Below are 16,928 nucleotides of genomic sequence, written 5' to 3' on the forward strand. Positions count from 1 at the left end.
GTACCGGCCTTGCACGAGGATTCGGAGCTGCAGAACTCGCCGGTCCCGCTCGCGCTGCCCGTAGCCGTTCACAAGGAAGCAGAATCGGCACCCGAGCGCGAACTCACCGACGAAGAAATCGACGCCTTGCCGCCCGATCTGCCGGTTCCGACCCGGGTGCCGGGCCGGAAATTGCCGGCGCCCAAAGGTCCCGTTCTGCGCAATCTGTAAAAAAGACCGGCAACCTGCCGGTTTTTTTACGTCCGTCTTCGTGCTGTCGTACACGAGGCATGCCTCTTGATTTGTCGAATAGGCGTCACCAAGTCTGTTGGCGTCGGCACGGTGCTTGCACGCTCTATAGAATCTTTTTCATGGCAACGAGAATTCCCAAAACTCCCAGCACCCCACCGGCGCAGAAACCGGCGGGCGACGACGGAGATTCGGTCGTTCTGGAGCGCCGCCCGCAAAAAACGGCGCCGCCCCAGATGTACCAGGTCGTCATGCTGAACGACGACTACACGCCGATGGAGTTCGTGATCGTCATCCTGCAGGAATACTTCAGCAAGGACCGAGAAACGGCGACCCAGATCATGCTCAAGATCCACCTCGATGGCCGGGGTGTCTGTGGGGTTTATTCCCGCGACATGGCGGCCACCAAGGTCAATCAGGTGATGGAGGCCGCGCAGCAGGCAGGGCACCCGCTGCAATGTGTCAGCGAACCGGTCGCGTGAACCAGTTGAATTGCACGCGCTCCAACCCATCTGAGAACTTATTTACAGCAAGGCAAAAGGAAATCACATGATTGCCCAGGAACTGGAAGTCAGCTTGCACATGGCCTTCGTCGAGGCCCGGCAGCAACGCCACGAGTTCATCACCGTGGAACATCTGCTGCTCGCTTTGCTGGACAACCCGAGCGCCGCGGAAGTTCTGCGCGCCTGCTCGGCGAACGTCGACGACCTGCGGGCGTCGCTCACCAACTTCATCAAGGACAACACGCCCCAAGTGGCGGGTACCGATGATGTCGACACCCAGCCCACCCTGGGTTTCCAGCGCGTGATCCAGCGCGCCATCATGCATGTGCAGTCCACCGGCAACGGCAAGAAGGAAGTCACCGGCGCCAATGTGCTGGTCGCGATCTTCGGCGAGAAGGATTCGCACGCCGTGTACTACCTGCACCAGCAGGGCGTCACCCGCCTGGACGTGGTCAATTTCATTGCCCACGGCATCAAGAAGAGCGATCCGCCGGAAGCCGTCAAGGGCAGCGGCGAAGCGCCTCAAGGTGAAGGCGAAGAGGGGGGCGGCGAACGCAACGAGAAGGCCTCGCCGCTTGAGCAGTTCACGCAAAACCTCAACCAGCTGGCCAAGGACGGCAAGATCGATCCGCTGATCGGCCGCGAATACGAGGTCGAGCGCGTCATCCAGATCCTGTGCCGCCGGCGCAAGAACAACCCGCTGCTCGTGGGCGAGGCCGGCGTGGGCAAGACCGCGATCGCGGAAGGCCTGGCATGGCGCATCACCCAGGGCGACGTGCCCGAGATCCTCGCCGAGGCGCAGGTCTACTCGCTCGACATGGGCGCGCTGCTGGCCGGCACCAAGTACCGCGGTGACTTCGAACAGCGCCTGAAGGGCGTGCTCAAGTCGCTCAAGGACAAGCCGAACGCCATCCTGTTCATCGATGAAATCCACACCCTGATCGGTGCGGGTGCAGCCTCGGGCGGCACGCTCGATGCGTCGAACCTGCTCAAGCCGGCGCTCTCCAGCGGCCAGCTCAAGTGCATCGGCGCCACCACCTTCACGGAATACCGCGGCATTTTCGAGAAGGACGCGGCCCTGTCGCGTCGTTTCCAGAAGGTCGACGTGGTCGAGCCGTCGGTGCAGGAAACCGTCGACATCCTCAAGGGCCTGAAGTCGCGCTTCGAGGAACACCATGGCGTGAAGTACGCCGTGGCGGCCCTGCAGGCTGCGGCCGAGCTCAGCGCCAAGTACATCAATGACCGTCACCTGCCCGACAAGGCGATCGACGTCATCGACGAGGCCGGTGCTGCGCAACGCATCCTGCCGCCGAGCAAGCGCAAGAAGACCATCAGCAAGACCGAAGTCGAGGAAATCGTCGCGAAGATCGCGCGCATTCCCCCGGCCAACGTCAGCAACGACGACCGCAGCAAGCTGCAGACGATCGAGCGCGACCTCAAGAGCGTGGTGTTCGGCCAGGACAAGGCACTCGAAGTGCTGGCCTCCGCGGTCAAGATGGCGCGTTCGGGCCTGGGCAAGGGCGACAAGCCGATCGGCTCGTTCCTGTTCTCCGGCCCCACGGGCGTCGGCAAGACCGAAGCCGCGAAGCAGCTGGCCTACATCATGGGCATCGAGCTGATCCGCTTCGACATGTCGGAGTACATGGAGCGTCACGCGGTGAGCCGCCTGATCGGCGCGCCTCCGGGCTACGTCGGTTTCGACCAGGGCGGTCTGCTGACCGAGGCTGTCACGAAGAAGCCGCACGCGGTGCTGCTGCTCGACGAAATCGAGAAGGCGCACCCGGACATCTTCAACGTGCTGCTGCAGGTCATGGACCACGGCACGCTGACCGACAACAACGGGCGCAAGGCCGACTTCCGCAACGTCATCATCATCATGACGACGAACGCGGGTGCCGAGACCATGAACAAGGCGACCATCGGCTTCACGAACGCGCGGCAGGCCGGCGACGAAATGGGCGACATCAAGCGCCTGTTCACGCCTGAATTCCGCAACCGTCTGGACGCCATCGTCAACTTCAAGGCGCTCGACGAACAGGTCATCCTGCGCGTGGTCGACAAGTTCCTGCTGCAACTGGAAACCCAGCTCAGCGAGAAGAAGGTCGAGGTCACCTTCACCGACAAGCTGCGCAAGCACCTGGCGAAGAAGGGCTTCGATCCGCTGATGGGCGCACGCCCGATGCAGCGCCTGATCCAGGACACGATCCGTCGTGCGCTGGCCGACGAGCTGCTGTTCGGTCGCCTGACCGACGGCGGTCGCCTCGAAGTCGACCTCGACGAGAAGGACGAAGTGCTGCTCGACATCCAGCCGATCCCGAAGAAGGAAGGCAAGTCGAAGCCTGAAGCCGAGGAAGCCGCCACGGGCTGATCCCGCCTCTCTAAGGAACGAAGTCAAAGGCCGGTAGCATTCGCTGCTGGCCTTTTTCTTTGGGCCGGCCGAAAACACTCCGCCTTCAACCGCTCTTGCCTTGATCCTCCCCGAACTCAGCCACGAATGGAAAACCGGCCTCTCCCTGGCGTGGAGCGGCTACATCGCCGTGCTGTCGATCTGGATCGTGATGCAAAAGCGCGCGCCGGTGTCCACCATGAGCTGGATCCTGTCGCTGGCGCTGCTGCCGTTCGCGGGCTTCATCGTCTATTACTTCCTGGGGCCGCAGCGGCTGCGCAAGCAGCGGCTCAAGCGCCTGCGCAACCGCGCGAACGCCCATGCACAGGCGGATTTGGCGCGGCTGCGTGACGCCTCGCAGCATGCGCCGCCGGCGCTGCAGCAGATGGCCCGACTGGGCACCGCCGCCTGCGGCCTGCCGGTGTCGAGCGCCACGGGCGTCGAGCTGCTCTCGGGCGGCGCGCGCACCTTCGATGCGATCTTCGAGGCCGTGCGCGCGGCACGTGACCACATCCACCTCGAGTACTACATCTTCGAGCCCGACCGCATCGGCACCGCGCTGCGCGACCTGCTGGTCGAGCGCGCACAGGCCGGCGTGCGGGTGCGCCTGCTGCTCGACGCGCTCGGCTCCAAGCGCATAGGCCGCAAGTTCATGGCGCCGATGCACGCGGCGGGTGTGGAGGTGGCGCTGTTCCACGACACCAAGATCGGCCGGCGCCTGCGCCCCGTGACCAACTACCGCACCCACCGCAAGATCGTGGTGTGCGACGGCCGCGTGGGCTTCACGGGCGGCGTGAACATCACCGACGAAGAAGATAAGCGCACCAACCCCAAGGACGCGTACCACGACGTGCATGTGCGCATCGAAGGCAGCGCCGTGCGCTGGCTGCAGACCACCTTCCTCGAGGACTGGAGCTACGCCACCGGCGAAAAGCAGCACCGCTCCGACGCCGTGCTGGACGCGCTGCTGCCCCAGGTGGAGGCGGGCGACATCCCGGTGCAGATCGTCACCAGCGGCCCCGACAACGCCTTCGAGGCCATCCACCGCATGCACGTCGAGGCCATCCATTCGGCCACGCGCCGGGCCTGGCTCACCACGCCGTACTTCGTGCCGGGCGAGCCCGCGCTGATGGCGCTGACCAGCGCGGCGCTGCGCGGCGTCGACGTGCGGCTGCTCGTGCCGCGCCGCAGCGACTCGGCCATCGTGAGCGCCGCCGCGCGTTCGTACTTCGACGAGCTGATCGCCGCGGGCGTCAAGATCTGGGAGTACAAGGAACGCATGCTGCACTCCAAGACACTGGTGGTCGACGACCATTGCGCGATGATCGGCACCGCCAATTTCGACAACCGCAGCTTCCGGCTCAACTTCGAGGTCTGCGCCGTGGTCTACGGACCCGCGCTGACCCAGCCGCTGGCGGCGCAGTTCGAAACCGACCTGCACAGCTCCGGCGCGGTGCGCGCCCACCGCCCGCAGACTTTCTGGCGCCGCCTCGGCGATGCCATTGCGCGACTGTTTTCTCCCTTGCTCTGAATGAACCACACCTTTCTCTGGCACGACTACGAAACCTTCGGCGCCGTGCCGCGCCGCGACCGTCCTTCGCAGTTTGCGGCCATCCGCACCGACGCCGAGCTCAACGAGGTCGGCGAGCCGCTGATGATCTACTGCAAGCCCGCGCCGGACTACCTGCCCAGCCCCGAGGCCTGCCTCATCACCGGCATCACGCCGCAGGTCTGCCTGGAGCGCGGCATTCCCGAGCACGAGTTCGCGGCGCACATCGAGCAGGCCTTCTCGCAGCCCGGCACCATCGGCGTGGGCTACAACACCATCCGCTTCGACGACGAGGTCACGCGCTTCCTGTTCTGGCGCAACCTCATCGACCCGTACGCGCGCGAATGGCAGAACGACTGCGGCCGTTGGGACCTGCTCGACGTGGTGCGGCTGACCTACGCGCTGCGCCCCGACGGCATCGAGTGGCCGAAGAAGGAAGACGGCAAGCCCAGCTTCAAGCTCGAAGACCTGGCGCGCGCCAACGGCCTGCTGCACGAGTCGGCGCACGATGCGCTGTCCGACGTGCGCGCCACCATCGCGCTGGCGCGGCTCATCCGCGATAAGCAGCCCAAGCTGTTCGACTTCGCCTTCGGCCTGCACAAGAAGGACCGCGTGGCGATGGAGCTCGGCCTGCCCGCGATGCGTGAGACCGCCAAGCCCTTCCTGCATGTGTCGGGCATGTTCCCGGTCGAGCGCGGCTGCCTGGCCGTGATGTGGCCGCTGGCCAGCCACCCGACCAACAAGAACGAACTGCTGGCCTGGGACCTGTCGCAAGACCCGAGCGAGCTGCGCGACCTCGACGCCGAGACGCTGCGCCTGCGCCTGTTCACGCGAACTGCCGACCTGCCCGACGGCATGACGCGGCTGCCGATGAAGAGCGTGCACCTGAACAAGTCGCCGATGGTGGTCGGCAACCTGCGCACGCTGGCACCGGCCATGGCCGAGCGCTGGGGCGTCGACATGGACACCGCCATGCGCCACGCCGCCATCGCGCGCGACCTGCCCGACATGAGCGCCATCTGGTCGCAGGTTTTTTCCCGCCCGAAGGAGGCGACGCCCGATGTCGATGAAGACCTCTACGGCGGCTTTGTCGGCAACGGCGATCGCCGTCGCCTGAACCAGCTGCGCGGCCTGTCGCCCGAGGGGCTCGCCAAGGAGCGCGTGGCCTTCGACGACGGGCGGCTCGAAGAGATCCTCTTCCGCTACCGCGCACGCAACTGGCCCGAATCGCTGAACGAGGAAGAAGCCGAGCGCTGGGAAGCGCTGCGCGTGGCGCGCCTGTTCAAGGGCGAGGGCGGGGCGCGCACCATCGAGGCGCTGTTCAGCGAAGTCGATGCGCTGTCCGAGAACGCCGACGAGCGCGGCGAGGAAATCCTGGGCGCGCTGTACGAGTACGCCGAGTCGATCGCGCCCGAGGCCTGAACGACCGAGGGGCCGGCATGAACCGCGTCGTACGCCCCAGGCTGTCTCGCGCAGGCATGGCGGGTGCGCTGGCCGCTGCGGTGCTTGCAGGTTGCGCCGCAGGGCCGTCCGGCCACTGCGCCGCGGGCTTCGACGCCTTCGAGCGCGACACCCTCTATTTCGGCCGCGCCATCCCCACGGGCGGCCAGGTGTCCGACGCCGACTGGGCCGACTTTCTCGACACCCGTGTCACGTCGGCCTTTCCGCAAGGCTTCACCGTGCTCGACGCCGCCGGCCAGTGGCGCGGTGCGTCGGGGCAGGTGGTGCGCGAGCCCTCGAAGCTGGTCGTGCTGCTGCACCCGCGCGACGCCAAGGCCGAAGCGGCCATCGCCGCGTTGATCGACACCTACCGCCAGCGCTTCGCGCAAGAGGCGGTGTTGCAGGAAAGGCAGTCCGTCTGTGCCCGTTTCTGAAGCCGCTCCCACCGTTCGCCGCCTGGTTCCCGCCGACGCCACGGCCTACAGTGCGCTGATGCTCGACGCCTACGCGCGGCATCCCGAGGCGTTCACCTCCACGGTCGAGGAGCGCGCCAGCCTGCCGCCGGCCTGGTGGGAGACCCGCCTGCGCACGGACGCCGACGCGGCCGAGGTGGTGTACGGCGCCCTCGATGCCACCGGCGCGCTGATCGGTGCGGCGGGGCTGGGTCGCGAATCGCGGCAGCGCACGCGGCACAAGGCGACCTTGTTCGGCATGGTGGTGGCGGAATCGGCACGGCGCGCGGGCGCCGGGCGACAACTCGTGCGGGCCTTGCTCGCGCATGCACGCACGCTCGACGGCGTGCGCGTGGTGCAGCTGACGGTGACCGAAGGCAATCGCCCGGCGCAGGCGCTGTACGAGCGCTGCGGCTTCCAGGTATTTGGCGTCGAGCCGATGGCCACCGTGCTCGATGGCGCGTTCTCGTCGAAGGTCCACATGTGGTGCGACCTCGACGCGACACCGTCTTCGACTTAGTCGCCGCGCTCGCGCACCATCAGCAGCGCGGGCCCGTCGGGCGTGACCACTTCGCCGAGCGCGCGGAAGCCGGCCTTGGCGTAGCTGCGGATCGCGCGGGCGTTGCGCGGCGATGGATCGGTCTGGATGCGCGTCACGGCCGGGTCGGCGAGCAGCTGGTCCGTGAAGGCGCGCACCATCGCGCTGCCGAGCCCGCGATTCAACTGGTCCGCCTGCGCGAGGAATTGGTCGATGCCGCGCGCACCCGGGTCGCGTTCGTCTTCCCACCAGCCGTCGCCCGAACCCATCACGACGTACGACTGGATGAATCCCAAGGGCTGCCCGTCGCGCAATGCGATGTAGCCGCGGTCGGGCGAGTCGGGCGCCAGCATCGGCGTGAAGTCGGCCTCGACCTCGGCGAGCGTCGGCACCGGCGTCCACCACTCGGCCACATGCGGGCGGCACAGCCAGTCGTGGAGCATCGCGAAATCCGTGGATTGCAGGGGCCGGAACGAGATCGAATGCATGGCGGGCGTTCTAGCGGGAGGTCCGGTCGACGATGTCCTGCGCCAGCGAGGCGATGGTCAGCGGCGCGCAGCCTTCGGCGTTGTTGCTCACGGTGACGAAGGCGTTCTGCCCGGCGCCCGTGGTGCCGGCGATCACCTTGGCCAGCGCGGCGCGAGTTTCGGGGTCGGGGTCGAGCACCTTGTCGAAGGGGCCGTAGAGCTTCTCGGCGTCTTCATAACCGAAGCGGCCGTGGCGGCGGTGCAGGTTCCATCGGCACACCAGCGGCCCGGGCCACAGGGCGCGCAGCATCGGCAGCTGGTCTTCGATGGGCGGCATCTTCGCGTGCAGGCCCATGCAGAAGGTCGCGCCCACGCTGCGCAGCATGTCGGCGAAGGCGGGGCACAGCAACTGCGGGTCGCGCACCTCGACGGCGAGCACGGCGTCGGGTGCGGTCGGCTTCAGGTCGGGCATCGCGGCCAGCATGGCGCCGATGCGCGCGATCAGCGCGGGCTGGTCGGCCAGCAGATGCGCGGGGATCGGGCTCAGCTGGAACACCAGCGCGCCGATGCGGTGGCCCAGCCCGTCGAGCGCCGGCTGCACGAACTCCTGCAGCGCGATCTCGTGGCTCAGGAACACCGGGTTGGCCTGCGTGCCGCGGCCGCTTTCGTCGCGCACGGTGGCGTCGGTGACAAGGCTCGGGGCCTTCACGACGAAGCGGAAGTCGTCCGGCACCATGGCCGCGTAGCGCGCGTACTGGCTGGCGGTGAGGGCGCGGTAGAAGTTGCGGTCCAGGCTCACCGTGCGCAGCAGCGGATGCTGCGCGAGCGCCGACAGGCCGTTCTTCGAGAGCACGGTTTCGGCGTAGTCGCCGTCCCAGATCAGGCCGGCCCAGCCCGGGTAGCTCCACGACGAGGTGCCCAGGCGCAGCTGCGGCGGCAACTCGGCGGCGAGGGCGACCAGGGCCGCGTCGGGTGCCACCGGCTTCACGGTGGCGCCGCGCGGCTTCTTCGGCGAAGGCGTCGGCGCGTCGGCCGCTTCAACCGGGCGCGGAAGTTCGGGGAGGTCGGAAAAGAGGGAGTCCTGCACGTCAGCCATGTCTGGGTCGGCATTTTCGGCCAAGCGGGGAGGCCCGTCGGCGCCGGGCACAATCCGCGCCATGACACAGTGGTTGCGTACGCGGGGCGGTTGGTGGCTGGCTTGGGTGGTGCTCACGGCCGCCGGCGCCGTGTGGTTCGCACGCGCCGAGCTGACCCGGCTCCAGCAGGATTTCGAGACCGACGCGCGCATTGCGCACCGCCTCATGAGCCAGCAGGTGGTGCAGTACGACGCCGTGCTGGCCACGCTCGCGCTGCTGGAGCCCAACGCCGGCGCCGACTACCCCGAGCGGCGCCTGCCGTCGGTGTACTCGTCGATCCTGCGCGTGCAGCGGCGCGCGGCCGACGAGCCTTGGCCCGATGCCGAGCACGCCGACGCGCTGGCCGCGGCAGAGGCCCGTTCGCGCGCCGAGCGCCGCGCCGACCTCGCCGTGCTCGACCTCGCGCATGGCCGCTACCAGCTCGTGATCGGCTCGGAGCCGCTGAGCTACGCGCTCGAGATCGACCTCGTCGGCTCGGTGCCCTGGCGCGACTGGCCGATGAACCCGCAGCGCAGTCCCGTGCGACTGGTCCTGCAGCGCGACGGCCAGCAACTGGTGTTGCAGCACGGCCAATCGGCCGCGCATGGCTGGCGCTACAGCCTGAGCAAGGAACTGGCGTCGCCGAGCCAGCCTTTCGAGCTGGTGGCCGAGCGCCAGGTCGGCTGGGCCGAGCTGCCGTGGCGCACCATCGGCGGCTGGGCGGTGGCGATGGCGCTGCTGCTGGCGGGCCTGTGGGCCGCGCAGCGCCAGCGCATCGCGCGGCGCCGCGCCGAAGAGCTTCTGCGGCTGGGCCAGGTGGCGCGCCTCAATGCGCTGGGCGAGCTGTCGGCCGGGCTGGCGCACGAGCTCAACCAGCCGCTCACGGCCGTGCTGGCCAACGCCCAGGCCGCGCGCCGCCTGCTCGACGACGACCCGCCCGACCTCGCCACCGCGCGCGACGCGATGGGGCAGGCCGTCGAACAGGCCCGCCGTGCCTCGGGCGTGGTCGGCCGCCTGCGCCGCGTGATCGAACGCCCCGAAGCCGGTGGCGACGTGAAGCCGCTGGTGCTGCAGGAGGTGGTGCGCAGCGCCATGCACCTGCTGGCGCCCGAGTTCGCGCGCCACGGCGTGGCGGCCCAGTTCGACGCCAGCGCGCAGGCGCCCGTGCGCGTGCAGGCCGAGGCCGTGGCGCTGGAGCAGATCGTGCACAACCTGCTGATGAACGCGATGCAGGCGCTGGACCTCGTGCCCGCGGCCGAGCGGCGCCTCGTGGTCTCGGTCGGTCGCAACGGCGAGGAGGGCGTGCTGACCGTCACCGACAACGGCCGCGGCATCGCGCCCGAGGCGCTGCCGCGCCTGTTCGAACCTTTCTTCAGCACGCGCGAAGGCGGCCTGGGCCTCGGCCTGAGCCTGAGCGAAACGCTGGCCAGCGGCATGGGCGGCAGCCTGAGCGCCGCCAATGCCTCGCCGCGCGGTGCGCGCTTCACCTTGCTGCTGCCGCTGGTGGCACCTTCGACATGACCACGCCAACCACCGCCGACCAGCCGCAATCGCCCCTGATCCACCTGATCGACGACGACCAGGCCGTGCGCGACAGCCTGTCGCTGCTGATCGGCACCGTCGGCCTGCGCGTGCAGGGCTGGGCCGATCCGCAGGCCTTCATCGACGGCTTCGACCGCGCGAGCGTCGGCGCCATCGTGCTCGATGTGCGCATGCCCGGCATCAGCGGTCTCACGGTGCTCGACCGGCTGGTGGCGCAGGGCGTCGACCAGCCCGTGATCATGCTGACCGGCCACGGCACGGTCGAGATGTGCCGCCGCGCCTTCAAGGCCGGCGCGGCCGAGTTCCTGGAGAAGCCGGTGGACGACGAGCAGCTGCTCGAAGCCCTGCAGCAGGCCGTGCGCCAGCATGTGCGCACGCGCGAGCGCTCGCAGGCCGACAACGCCGCGCGCGAGCGGGTGGCGCAGCTGTCGGAGCGCGAGCGCGAGGTGCTGGCCTTCATCGTGCAGGGGCTCACCAACAAGGAGATCGCGCGCGTGCTGGCGCTGTCGCCGCGCACCGTCGAGACCCACCGCGCCAACCTGTTCGCCAAGCTCGATTGCGACTCGCTGGCGCAGCTGATCCGGCGCTACGCCGTGCTGGCGTCGGATGCGGGAGAAGAGGGCGCTCCGTAGAACTACGGAGTGCCGGGCGTAGCCGTACGAATGGTTGCAGCGGACCGTATTTTTTACAGTGACACCGTGGTCGGCACAGGCCGGCACGAACCCTCTCATCACTGGAGAAACAACACATGCAATCGATCATCCGCGTTGGCGGCCTCGCCGTTCTGCTCGCTGCTTCCGTCGCCCAGGCCCAGACGCCGGCCCCCGCTGTTCGCACCGAGAAGAACATCTCGCTCGCGCTGGCCAACCAGATCGCCGCAGAAACCGTGGCCGCCTGCGCCGCCAACGGCTACAACGTGGCCGCCACCGTGGTCGACCGCGCCGGCACCGTGCGTGCCGTGCAGCGCGCCGACAACGCCGGCCCGCACACGCTGTCGTCGAGCGAACGCAAGGCCTGGACCTCGGCTTCGGCCAAGAGCCCCACGCAAGCCATGATGGAAGGCGCTCAGAAGAACCCCGGCGCCGCCAACCTCGTGTACCTGCCGGGCTTCCTGCTGCTGGGCGGCGGCGTGCCGATCAAGTCGGGCAACGAAGTGATCGGCGCCGTGGGCGTGGGCGGTGCGCCCGGCGGCCACCTCGACGAGCAGTGCGCCAACGCCGCGCTCGAGAAGGTCAAGGGCCAGCTCTGATGATGGCGCGCGGTCTCTGGTCGGCGGTGCTCGCCGCCGCGATCGGCTGGAGCGCCGCGCCCGGCGCGGCGGCCCAGGTGCCGCCGCTGGCCGCCGAGGTGCTGGCCTACGAGGGTCTGCATCGCGCGGCCTGGCACGGCGATCTGCCGAAGCTCAAGAGCCTGATCGCCTCCGGCGCCAGCCTCGATGCGCGCGACGCGCGCGGCCGCACGCCGCTGCAGGTCGCCACCTATGCACGCCAGCGCGACGCCGTGACGCTGCTCGCCAAGGCGGGCGCGAACATCGACCTGCTCGAAGACGACCGCTACGACGCCGTGACCATCGCGTCCGTGGCCGACGACGTGACCACGCTCACGCTGCTGCTGCAACTGGGCGCCAAGCCCGGGCAGGTCACCAGCCGCTACGACGGCACCGCATTGATCGCCGCCGCGCACCTGGGGCACGACGAGGTCGTGCGCCGGCTGGTCGCGGCCGGTGCGCCGCTGGACCACGTGAACAACCTGCACTGGACGGCGGTGATCGAGTCGATCGTGCTCGGCGACGGTGGCGCACGCCACCAGCGCACGCTGGCCGCGCTGATCGCCGGCGGCGCCAACCTGCAACTGGCCGACCGCCAGGGCCTCACGCCGCTGCAGCTCGCAAAGGCGCGCGGCTACACCGCGATGGTGAAGCAGCTCGAAGCGGCACGCGCCAAGTAGCCTGCTGCACCGCAAGCCGGGGGCGACTCGGGGACAATCGGACCTCCCCACGAGGAATCCGCCCCATGTACATGCCTCCGCAGTTCAACGCCAAGGACCCGGCCGTCGCGCTGGGCCTGATGCGCGACCACCCCTTTGCCAACCTGATCTCGAACGACGACGAGGGCCTGCCTTTCGTCACGCACCTGCCCATCGTGGCCGAGCAGCGCGAGGGCGATGCGCTGGTGCTGCTGGGGCACTGCGCCAAGCCCAACCCGCACTGGCGCTACCTGCAGGCGCGGCCGCGCGCGGTGGTGGTGTTCCAGGGGCCGCACGCTTACCTGTCGCCCTCGGTCTATCCCGACCTGGCGCGGGTGCCGACGTGGAACTACCTCGCGGTCCATTGCACCGTCGAAGCCCGGCTCGTCGAGACGCCCGAGGCCAAGGACGCGCTGCTCAAGAAGCTCATCGGCGACCACGAGCCGGCCTACGCCCAGCAGTGGAAGGATCTCGGCGAGGAGTTCCAGCACAAGATGCTGGCCGGCATCATGGGCTTCGAGCTGCACGTGACGGCGCTGCAATGCAAGATCAAGCTCAACCAGCACCGGCCCGAATCGCACGCGGCCATGCGCGAGGTCTACCGCGCCGGCTCGGCCGACGAGCAGGCGCTGGCCGTGTGGATGGACCGGCTCGGCATGGCCGCCGCACCGGAGGTGCGCTGACATGCGGATGTTCGGTTTGATCGGCCTCGTGCTCGCGCTGGTGGTCGTCGGGCTGCTGGCGAAGCAGCAGCTGTCGCGCACCGCCATCGCCAAACAACCGGCCGCACCTGGCGCATCCGCTCCGGCGGCCGTCGATGCACGCACGCAGGCGCAGCAGGTCCAGCAACAGGTCAAGGACGCCCTCGACGCCGCGGCTCAGGCCCGCAAGATGCCCGATGACAACTGAGCCGGCCGCATCGACATCGGACGCGCACTGGATGGCGCTCGCGCTGCAGGAAGCGCAGCGCGCGGCCGACGCGGGCGAGGTGCCCGTGGGCGCGGTGCTGGTGAAGGACGGCCAGGTCATCGCGACCGGCCGCAACACGCCCGTGGCGCAGCACGACCCGAGCGCGCACGCCGAGATCAACGCACTGCGCGCCGGTGCCGCCGCGCTCGGCAACTACCGGCTCGACGGCTGCGAGCTGTTCGTCACGCTCGAGCCCTGCGCGATGTGCGCGGGCGCCATGCTGCATTCGCGGTTGGCGCGCGTGGTGTTCGGCGCCGCCGACCCCAAGACCGGCGCCGCGGGCTCGGTGCTCGATCTCTTCGCCGAGCCGAAGCTGAACCATCACACGCGCGTGCAGGGCGGCGTGCTGGCCGACGACTGCAGTGCGCTGCTGCAGCGCTTCTTCCAGCAACGCCGCAGCGCCGCGCGCGCGCAGGCCGAGCCGCTGCGCGACGACGCCTTGCGCACGCCTGCCGAACGCTTTGCCGCGCTCACCGATTTCGGCTTCGCGCCGCATCACGCGCAGGACCTGCCGATCCAGCAGGGCTGGCGCCTGCACTGGATCGACGAGACCGGCCCGGCCGGCAGCGATGGCCGCGTGGCCGATTGCCTGTGCCTGCATGGCCCGGGCGAATGGGGCTACTTCTTCCGCCATCTTGTCGGCACGCCCGGCCTGCGCACGCTGGTGCCCGACCTGATCGGTTTCGGCAAGAGCGACAAGCCCAAGCGCGAAGCCACGCACCGGCTCGAATGGCACCGCGACGTGCTGCTGGCGTGGCTCGACCAGGTGCATCCCGAACCGCTCGCGCTGGTGCACAGCGCGGCGGGCGGCGAACTGGCCGCGCTGCTGCAAACGTCGGCACCGGGCCGCTTCACCGCAACGCTCGCCGCACCCGACAGCGGCGTGCGCGCCAAGGACGCCTGGCGCGCGCCGTTCCCCGATCGGGGCTACGAGGCCGCGCTGCGTGCGCTCGGTCCGCGTGCCGCATCGGGCGGACCCACGGCCACGCAGGCCGCCACCCTGGCCCGGCAGATCCGGGACGCAATGGGATACTCGACGACGTGACGTCCAAACATATCTACATCTATTCCCCCTCCAGTGCCATCCGCGACAAGGCCGCCTTCCGGCGCGGCGTGGCGCGGCTGAAGGCCCTGGGCCATGAAGTCGAAGTCGATGAAGCCGCGCTCTTGGCGCACCAGCGTTTCGCGGGCGACGACGCCACCCGGCTCGCCGCCATCTCGCGCGCGGCCGCCAGCGGCGCCGATGTGGCGCTGATCGCGCGCGGCGGCTACGGCCTCACGCGCATCCTCGACGCGCTGCCGTACAAGGCGCTGGCCAAGGCCATCGACAAGGGCACCGAGTTCGTCGGCTGCAGCGACTTCACGGCCCTGCAGAACGCACTGCTGGCCAAGAACGGCGCCGTCACCTGGTCGGGCCCTGCGGTCGGCGAAGACTTCGGCGCCGAAGGCGGCGCCGACGACATCATGGAAGCCTGCTTCGACGACCTGTTGAGCGGGCAGGGCGAAGGCACCGGCTGGCGCATGCCGGTGCGCGACGCCGAGCTCAAGGTCAAGCCGATCGAAGACGCCGTGCTCTGGGGCGGCAACCTCTGCGTGCTGACCAGCCTGTTGGGCACGCCGTACTTCCCGGTGGTCGACAAGGGCGTGCTCTTCATCGAGGACACCAACGAGCACCCGTACCGCATCGAACGCATGCTCGACCAGCTGAAGCTCGCGGGTGTGCTGGCGCGCCAGAAGGCCGTCGTGTTCGGCCAGTTCACGGGCGTGCGCAACATCGCCGGCTACGACCGCGGCTTCGGCATGAACACGGTGATCGACCGGCTGCGTTCAAGCCTGAAGAAGGTGCAGGTGATTGCCGGCCTGCCGTTCGGGCATGTGCAGACCAAGGTGTTGCTGCCGGTGGGTGCGAAGGTGGCGCTGGCCGCCGAGGGGCGCGACGTGTTCCTGGTGTGGGGCCATCGGCATGGGCACCATGACCATGATCACCACGGTCACGACCATCACGGCCACGACCATTGAGCCAGAACGCAGGCGGCCACCGGTGCCGCTGCGATGCCGGCCGATCAGAACATCACTGGTTGGTGAAACGCTGATGGACGCGCGGGCCCATCGAGCCGGGCAGGCCGCCCTTGAACATGCTGTTGATTTCTTTCATCTGGCGCCGCGCGGCCGATTCGCCGTCGATGGCGCTCAGCGCGACCATCACGTCCTGGCGCAGGTACCAGAGGGTCTCGACATCGACCGCAAAGCGCACGCGTTGGCTGACGCGCTGGATCGACTGGCCGCCGCGGCCCTGGAGCACCGACAGCATCGCCGTGCGGATGCGCCCGAGCTGACTTTCCGCAACCTGCCGCGAGCCCAGGCCGGGTACGTTCAGGAGCTGAAAAAGGCGGCGAAAGAGCAGCATGTCACGAAAAGCGTATTGCCGGGAGCTGAGACGGTCGCTACCTTAAGCCTCAGTTCGCCGGGACACAAGATGTGAAACACCGTTTCTTGTTTGCAAACAACAAGCTTTAGCGGTCTCTTTTGTTGTCATTTGAATTTTGAGCGCAAAAGTATTAAAAAACTTTGGCATTCATCTGCACGATGCGCCAAGCTGGCCCAGTCGATGCAGCGTCAACAAGAAGCTTCTGCGGATCGTTCCTTGCATGTGAAGGCGCATGTCGGGGAAACTTCTCGCAGGAGCGGCGAAAGGTCCAGAGCAACATAACCAGCGCTTGCCGCCAAGAAAAAACAGTATGGGTGTCAATTCCACAGTCGTTTTCGCGGACTTGACCGGAAGTACCAGGGTCTTCGAGGCCATGGGGAATGCACGTGCCACCGAGACCGTGACGCGGCTGACCCAATGGATCGGACGCGTGTGCGAGGCCCACGGCGGCCGGGTCGTGAAATCGCTGGGCGATGGCGTGTTCGCCATCTTCACCAGCGGCGCCGCCGCCACGCACGCGGTCATCGAGCTGCAGCGCTACCACCAGAAACGCCTGGCCGGCTGGCCTGTGCCGCTGCGCATGGCGCTGCAGATCGGCGTGGCCAGCGGCGACGTGGTCGAGGTCGAGGGCGACTGCTTCGGCGACGCCGTCAACCTGGCCTCGCGCCTGAGCGACCTGGCCGGGCCGGGCCAGATCTGGGTCACCGAGGCGGTGATCCAGCAACTGCACGAAGGCGCCGTGCAGCACCGCGACCTCGGGCCGATCAGCATCCGCGGGCGCACCGAGATGTCGATCGTCCACCGCATCGACTGGCAGGAAGACCTGACCAGCTTCCTCACCGTGCCGGCCGCGCTGCTGCCGGCGCGCCTGCCCGATTCCACCTTCGGCCGCATCGAACTCGCATGGCTCGATGTGCGCTCCATGTTCCGCATCGACCAGCTGCCCATCCACCTGGGCCGCGTGGGCGACGCGCAGTTCGTGGTCAACGACCCGCGCGTGTCGCGGCTGCATGCGCGCATCGAGGAGCGGCAGGGCAGTTGTGTGCTGATCGACGTCAGCACCTACGGCACCTGGGTGCGCTTCCATGGCAACGGCGGGCCGAGCCACGAGATCGCGCTGCGGCGCGACGAGTGCGTGCTGCACGGCCGCGGCGAGATCGGCCTGGGCGCGCCGCTGAGCGATTTCAGCGCGCCGACCATCGCCTTCAACACCACGGGCGATGACGTGATGCTGTCGCGCCGGGCCATCGTGAACTGAAGGCCGACTGGGAACCCCGTTCACGTTTGGCAACCAGCTGGTGCGCTGCGAGGTGCACCACGCAGGGACATGTGGCGTTGCAGGACCA

Annotated in this window: 19 protein-coding genes; 16 read left to right on the forward strand and 3 right to left on the reverse strand. The window is 68.5% G+C overall.

Annotated features, from left to right (window positions below):
* Positions 1–9 precede the first annotated feature (9 nt).
* The 7 genes from AC1RAA_RS03810 (at position 10) to AC1RAA_RS03840 (ending at position 7,078) form a co-directional block, all read left to right on the forward strand.
* Complete coding sequence (locus tag AC1RAA_RS03810; RefSeq protein ID WP_492726565.1) at positions 10–210, forward strand: hypothetical protein; 201 nt, start codon at positions 10–12, stop codon at positions 208–210.
* A 140-nt stretch (positions 211–350) separates the two neighbouring features.
* Entirely contained in the window at positions 351–710 is a 360-nt protein-coding gene (gene clpS, locus AC1RAA_RS03815; RefSeq protein ID WP_062471456.1) for an ATP-dependent Clp protease adapter ClpS, read from the forward strand.
* A 67-nt stretch (positions 711–777) separates the two neighbouring features.
* On the forward strand, positions 778–3,099 hold the full coding sequence (clpA, locus tag AC1RAA_RS03820) for an ATP-dependent Clp protease ATP-binding subunit ClpA (RefSeq protein ID WP_062471453.1): 2,322 nt from the start codon (positions 778–780) through the stop codon (positions 3,097–3,099).
* A gap of 100 nt (positions 3,100–3,199) precedes the next feature.
* A complete protein-coding gene (cls, locus tag AC1RAA_RS03825) occupies positions 3,200–4,648 on the forward strand; it encodes a cardiolipin synthase (protein ID WP_062471451.1) in 1,449 nt (482 codons plus the stop codon).
* Positions 4,649–6,088 (forward strand): exodeoxyribonuclease I, encoded by a 1,440-nt coding sequence (sbcB, locus tag AC1RAA_RS03830; RefSeq protein WP_492726568.1) that lies wholly within the window; start codon positions 4,649–4,651, stop codon positions 6,086–6,088.
* Positions 6,089–6,105: 17 nt separating this feature from the next.
* The gene (locus tag AC1RAA_RS03835) at positions 6,106–6,540 is read left to right on the forward strand and encodes a DUF3574 domain-containing protein (protein WP_492726570.1); all 435 of its coding nucleotides are present in this window, start codon (positions 6,106–6,108) and stop codon (positions 6,538–6,540) included.
* On the forward strand, positions 6,527–7,078 hold the full coding sequence (locus AC1RAA_RS03840) for a GNAT family N-acetyltransferase (protein WP_492726573.1): 552 nt from the start codon (positions 6,527–6,529) through the stop codon (positions 7,076–7,078). The genes AC1RAA_RS03835 and AC1RAA_RS03840 overlap by 14 nt, the downstream gene beginning before the upstream one ends.
* On the opposite strand, the gene AC1RAA_RS03845 is transcribed toward AC1RAA_RS03840, so the two are convergent.
* The gene (locus AC1RAA_RS03845) at positions 7,075–7,584 is read right to left on the reverse strand and encodes a GNAT family N-acetyltransferase (protein WP_492726576.1); all 510 of its coding nucleotides are present in this window, start codon (positions 7,582–7,584) and stop codon (positions 7,075–7,077) included. The genes AC1RAA_RS03840 and AC1RAA_RS03845 overlap by 4 nt on opposite strands.
* 10 nt (positions 7,585–7,594) lie before the next feature.
* Complete coding sequence (locus AC1RAA_RS03850) at positions 7,595–8,659, reverse strand: DUF72 domain-containing protein (RefSeq protein ID WP_492726578.1); 1,065 nt, start codon at positions 8,657–8,659, stop codon at positions 7,595–7,597.
* Positions 8,660–8,720: 61 nt separating this feature from the next.
* Here AC1RAA_RS03850 and AC1RAA_RS03855 point away from each other — a divergent pair, with 61 nt between their 5' ends.
* From AC1RAA_RS03855 to AC1RAA_RS03890, 8 genes are all read left to right on the forward strand, one after another.
* Complete coding sequence (locus AC1RAA_RS03855) at positions 8,721–10,199, forward strand: sensor histidine kinase (protein WP_491513772.1); 1,479 nt, start codon at positions 8,721–8,723, stop codon at positions 10,197–10,199.
* Entirely contained in the window at positions 10,196–10,852 is a 657-nt protein-coding gene (locus AC1RAA_RS03860; protein WP_095745220.1) for a response regulator transcription factor, read from the forward strand. Before AC1RAA_RS03855 ends, AC1RAA_RS03860 begins: the two co-directional genes overlap by 4 nt.
* 116 nt (positions 10,853–10,968) lie before the next feature.
* A complete protein-coding gene (locus AC1RAA_RS03865) occupies positions 10,969–11,469 on the forward strand; it encodes a GlcG/HbpS family heme-binding protein (RefSeq protein WP_056581174.1) in 501 nt (166 codons plus the stop codon).
* Positions 11,469–12,167 carry an ankyrin repeat domain-containing protein gene (locus AC1RAA_RS03870; RefSeq protein ID WP_492726581.1) on the forward strand — a complete coding sequence of 233 codons (699 nt, stop codon included), beginning with the start codon at positions 11,469–11,471 and terminating at the stop codon, positions 12,165–12,167. Before AC1RAA_RS03865 ends, AC1RAA_RS03870 begins: the two co-directional genes overlap by 1 nt.
* Positions 12,168–12,232: 65 nt before the next feature.
* Entirely contained in the window at positions 12,233–12,868 is a 636-nt protein-coding gene (locus AC1RAA_RS03875) for an FMN-binding negative transcriptional regulator (protein ID WP_492726585.1), read from the forward strand.
* A 1-nt stretch (position 12,869) separates the two neighbouring features.
* A complete protein-coding gene (locus AC1RAA_RS03880) occupies positions 12,870–13,094 on the forward strand; it encodes a hypothetical protein (protein WP_062480063.1) in 225 nt (74 codons plus the stop codon).
* Positions 13,084–14,199 (forward strand): tRNA adenosine(34) deaminase TadA, encoded by a 1,116-nt coding sequence (gene tadA, locus AC1RAA_RS03885; protein ID WP_492726588.1) that lies wholly within the window; start codon positions 13,084–13,086, stop codon positions 14,197–14,199. The genes AC1RAA_RS03880 and tadA overlap by 11 nt, the downstream gene beginning before the upstream one ends.
* Complete coding sequence (locus AC1RAA_RS03890) at positions 14,184–15,173, forward strand: LD-carboxypeptidase (RefSeq protein ID WP_492728316.1); 990 nt, start codon at positions 14,184–14,186, stop codon at positions 15,171–15,173. The genes tadA and AC1RAA_RS03890 overlap by 16 nt, the downstream gene beginning before the upstream one ends.
* 52 nt (positions 15,174–15,225) lie before the next feature.
* Here the strand turns inward: AC1RAA_RS03890 and AC1RAA_RS03895 are convergent, their stop codons facing one another.
* The gene (locus AC1RAA_RS03895; protein WP_062480058.1) at positions 15,226–15,561 is read right to left on the reverse strand and encodes a hypothetical protein; all 336 of its coding nucleotides are present in this window, start codon (positions 15,559–15,561) and stop codon (positions 15,226–15,228) included.
* Between the two features lie 331 nt (positions 15,562–15,892).
* Between AC1RAA_RS03895 and AC1RAA_RS03900 the strand changes: the two genes are divergently transcribed.
* Entirely contained in the window at positions 15,893–16,840 is a 948-nt protein-coding gene (locus tag AC1RAA_RS03900; protein WP_062480056.1) for an adenylate/guanylate cyclase domain-containing protein, read from the forward strand.
* Positions 16,841–16,928: the final 88 nt, after the last annotated feature.

This window comes from Variovorax sp. GW823-FHT04F07 (assembly GCF_058795995.1).

Excerpts from the sequence above, each read along its gene's own strand:
- clpS (WP_062471456.1), top strand. The coding sequence starts at position 351 with ATGGCAACGAGAATTCCCAAAACTCCCAGCACCCCACCGGCGCAGAAA.
- clpA (WP_062471453.1), top strand. The coding sequence starts at position 778 with ATGATTGCCCAGGAACTGGAAGTCAGCTTGCACATGGCCTTCGTCGAG.
- sbcB (WP_492726568.1), top strand. The coding sequence starts at position 4,649 with ATGAACCACACCTTTCTCTGGCACGACTACGAAACCTTCGGCGCCGTG.
- AC1RAA_RS03835 (WP_492726570.1), top strand. The coding sequence starts at position 6,106 with ATGAACCGCGTCGTACGCCCCAGGCTGTCTCGCGCAGGCATGGCGGGT.
- AC1RAA_RS03845 (WP_492726576.1), bottom strand. The coding sequence starts at position 7,584 with ATGCATTCGATCTCGTTCCGGCCCCTGCAATCCACGGATTTCGCGATG.
- AC1RAA_RS03850 (WP_492726578.1), bottom strand. The coding sequence starts at position 8,659 with ATGGCTGACGTGCAGGACTCCCTCTTTTCCGACCTCCCCGAACTTCCG.
- AC1RAA_RS03855 (WP_491513772.1), top strand. The coding sequence starts at position 8,721 with ATGACACAGTGGTTGCGTACGCGGGGCGGTTGGTGGCTGGCTTGGGTG.
- AC1RAA_RS03860 (WP_095745220.1), top strand. The coding sequence starts at position 10,196 with ATGACCACGCCAACCACCGCCGACCAGCCGCAATCGCCCCTGATCCAC.
- AC1RAA_RS03865 (WP_056581174.1), top strand. The coding sequence starts at position 10,969 with ATGCAATCGATCATCCGCGTTGGCGGCCTCGCCGTTCTGCTCGCTGCT.
- AC1RAA_RS03870 (WP_492726581.1), top strand. The coding sequence starts at position 11,469 with ATGATGGCGCGCGGTCTCTGGTCGGCGGTGCTCGCCGCCGCGATCGGC.
- AC1RAA_RS03875 (WP_492726585.1), top strand. The coding sequence starts at position 12,233 with ATGTACATGCCTCCGCAGTTCAACGCCAAGGACCCGGCCGTCGCGCTG.
- AC1RAA_RS03880 (WP_062480063.1), top strand. The coding sequence starts at position 12,870 with ATGCGGATGTTCGGTTTGATCGGCCTCGTGCTCGCGCTGGTGGTCGTC.
- tadA (WP_492726588.1), top strand. The coding sequence starts at position 13,084 with ATGACAACTGAGCCGGCCGCATCGACATCGGACGCGCACTGGATGGCG.
- AC1RAA_RS03895 (WP_062480058.1), bottom strand. The coding sequence starts at position 15,561 with ATGCTGCTCTTTCGCCGCCTTTTTCAGCTCCTGAACGTACCCGGCCTG.
- AC1RAA_RS03900 (WP_062480056.1), top strand. The coding sequence starts at position 15,893 with ATGGGTGTCAATTCCACAGTCGTTTTCGCGGACTTGACCGGAAGTACC.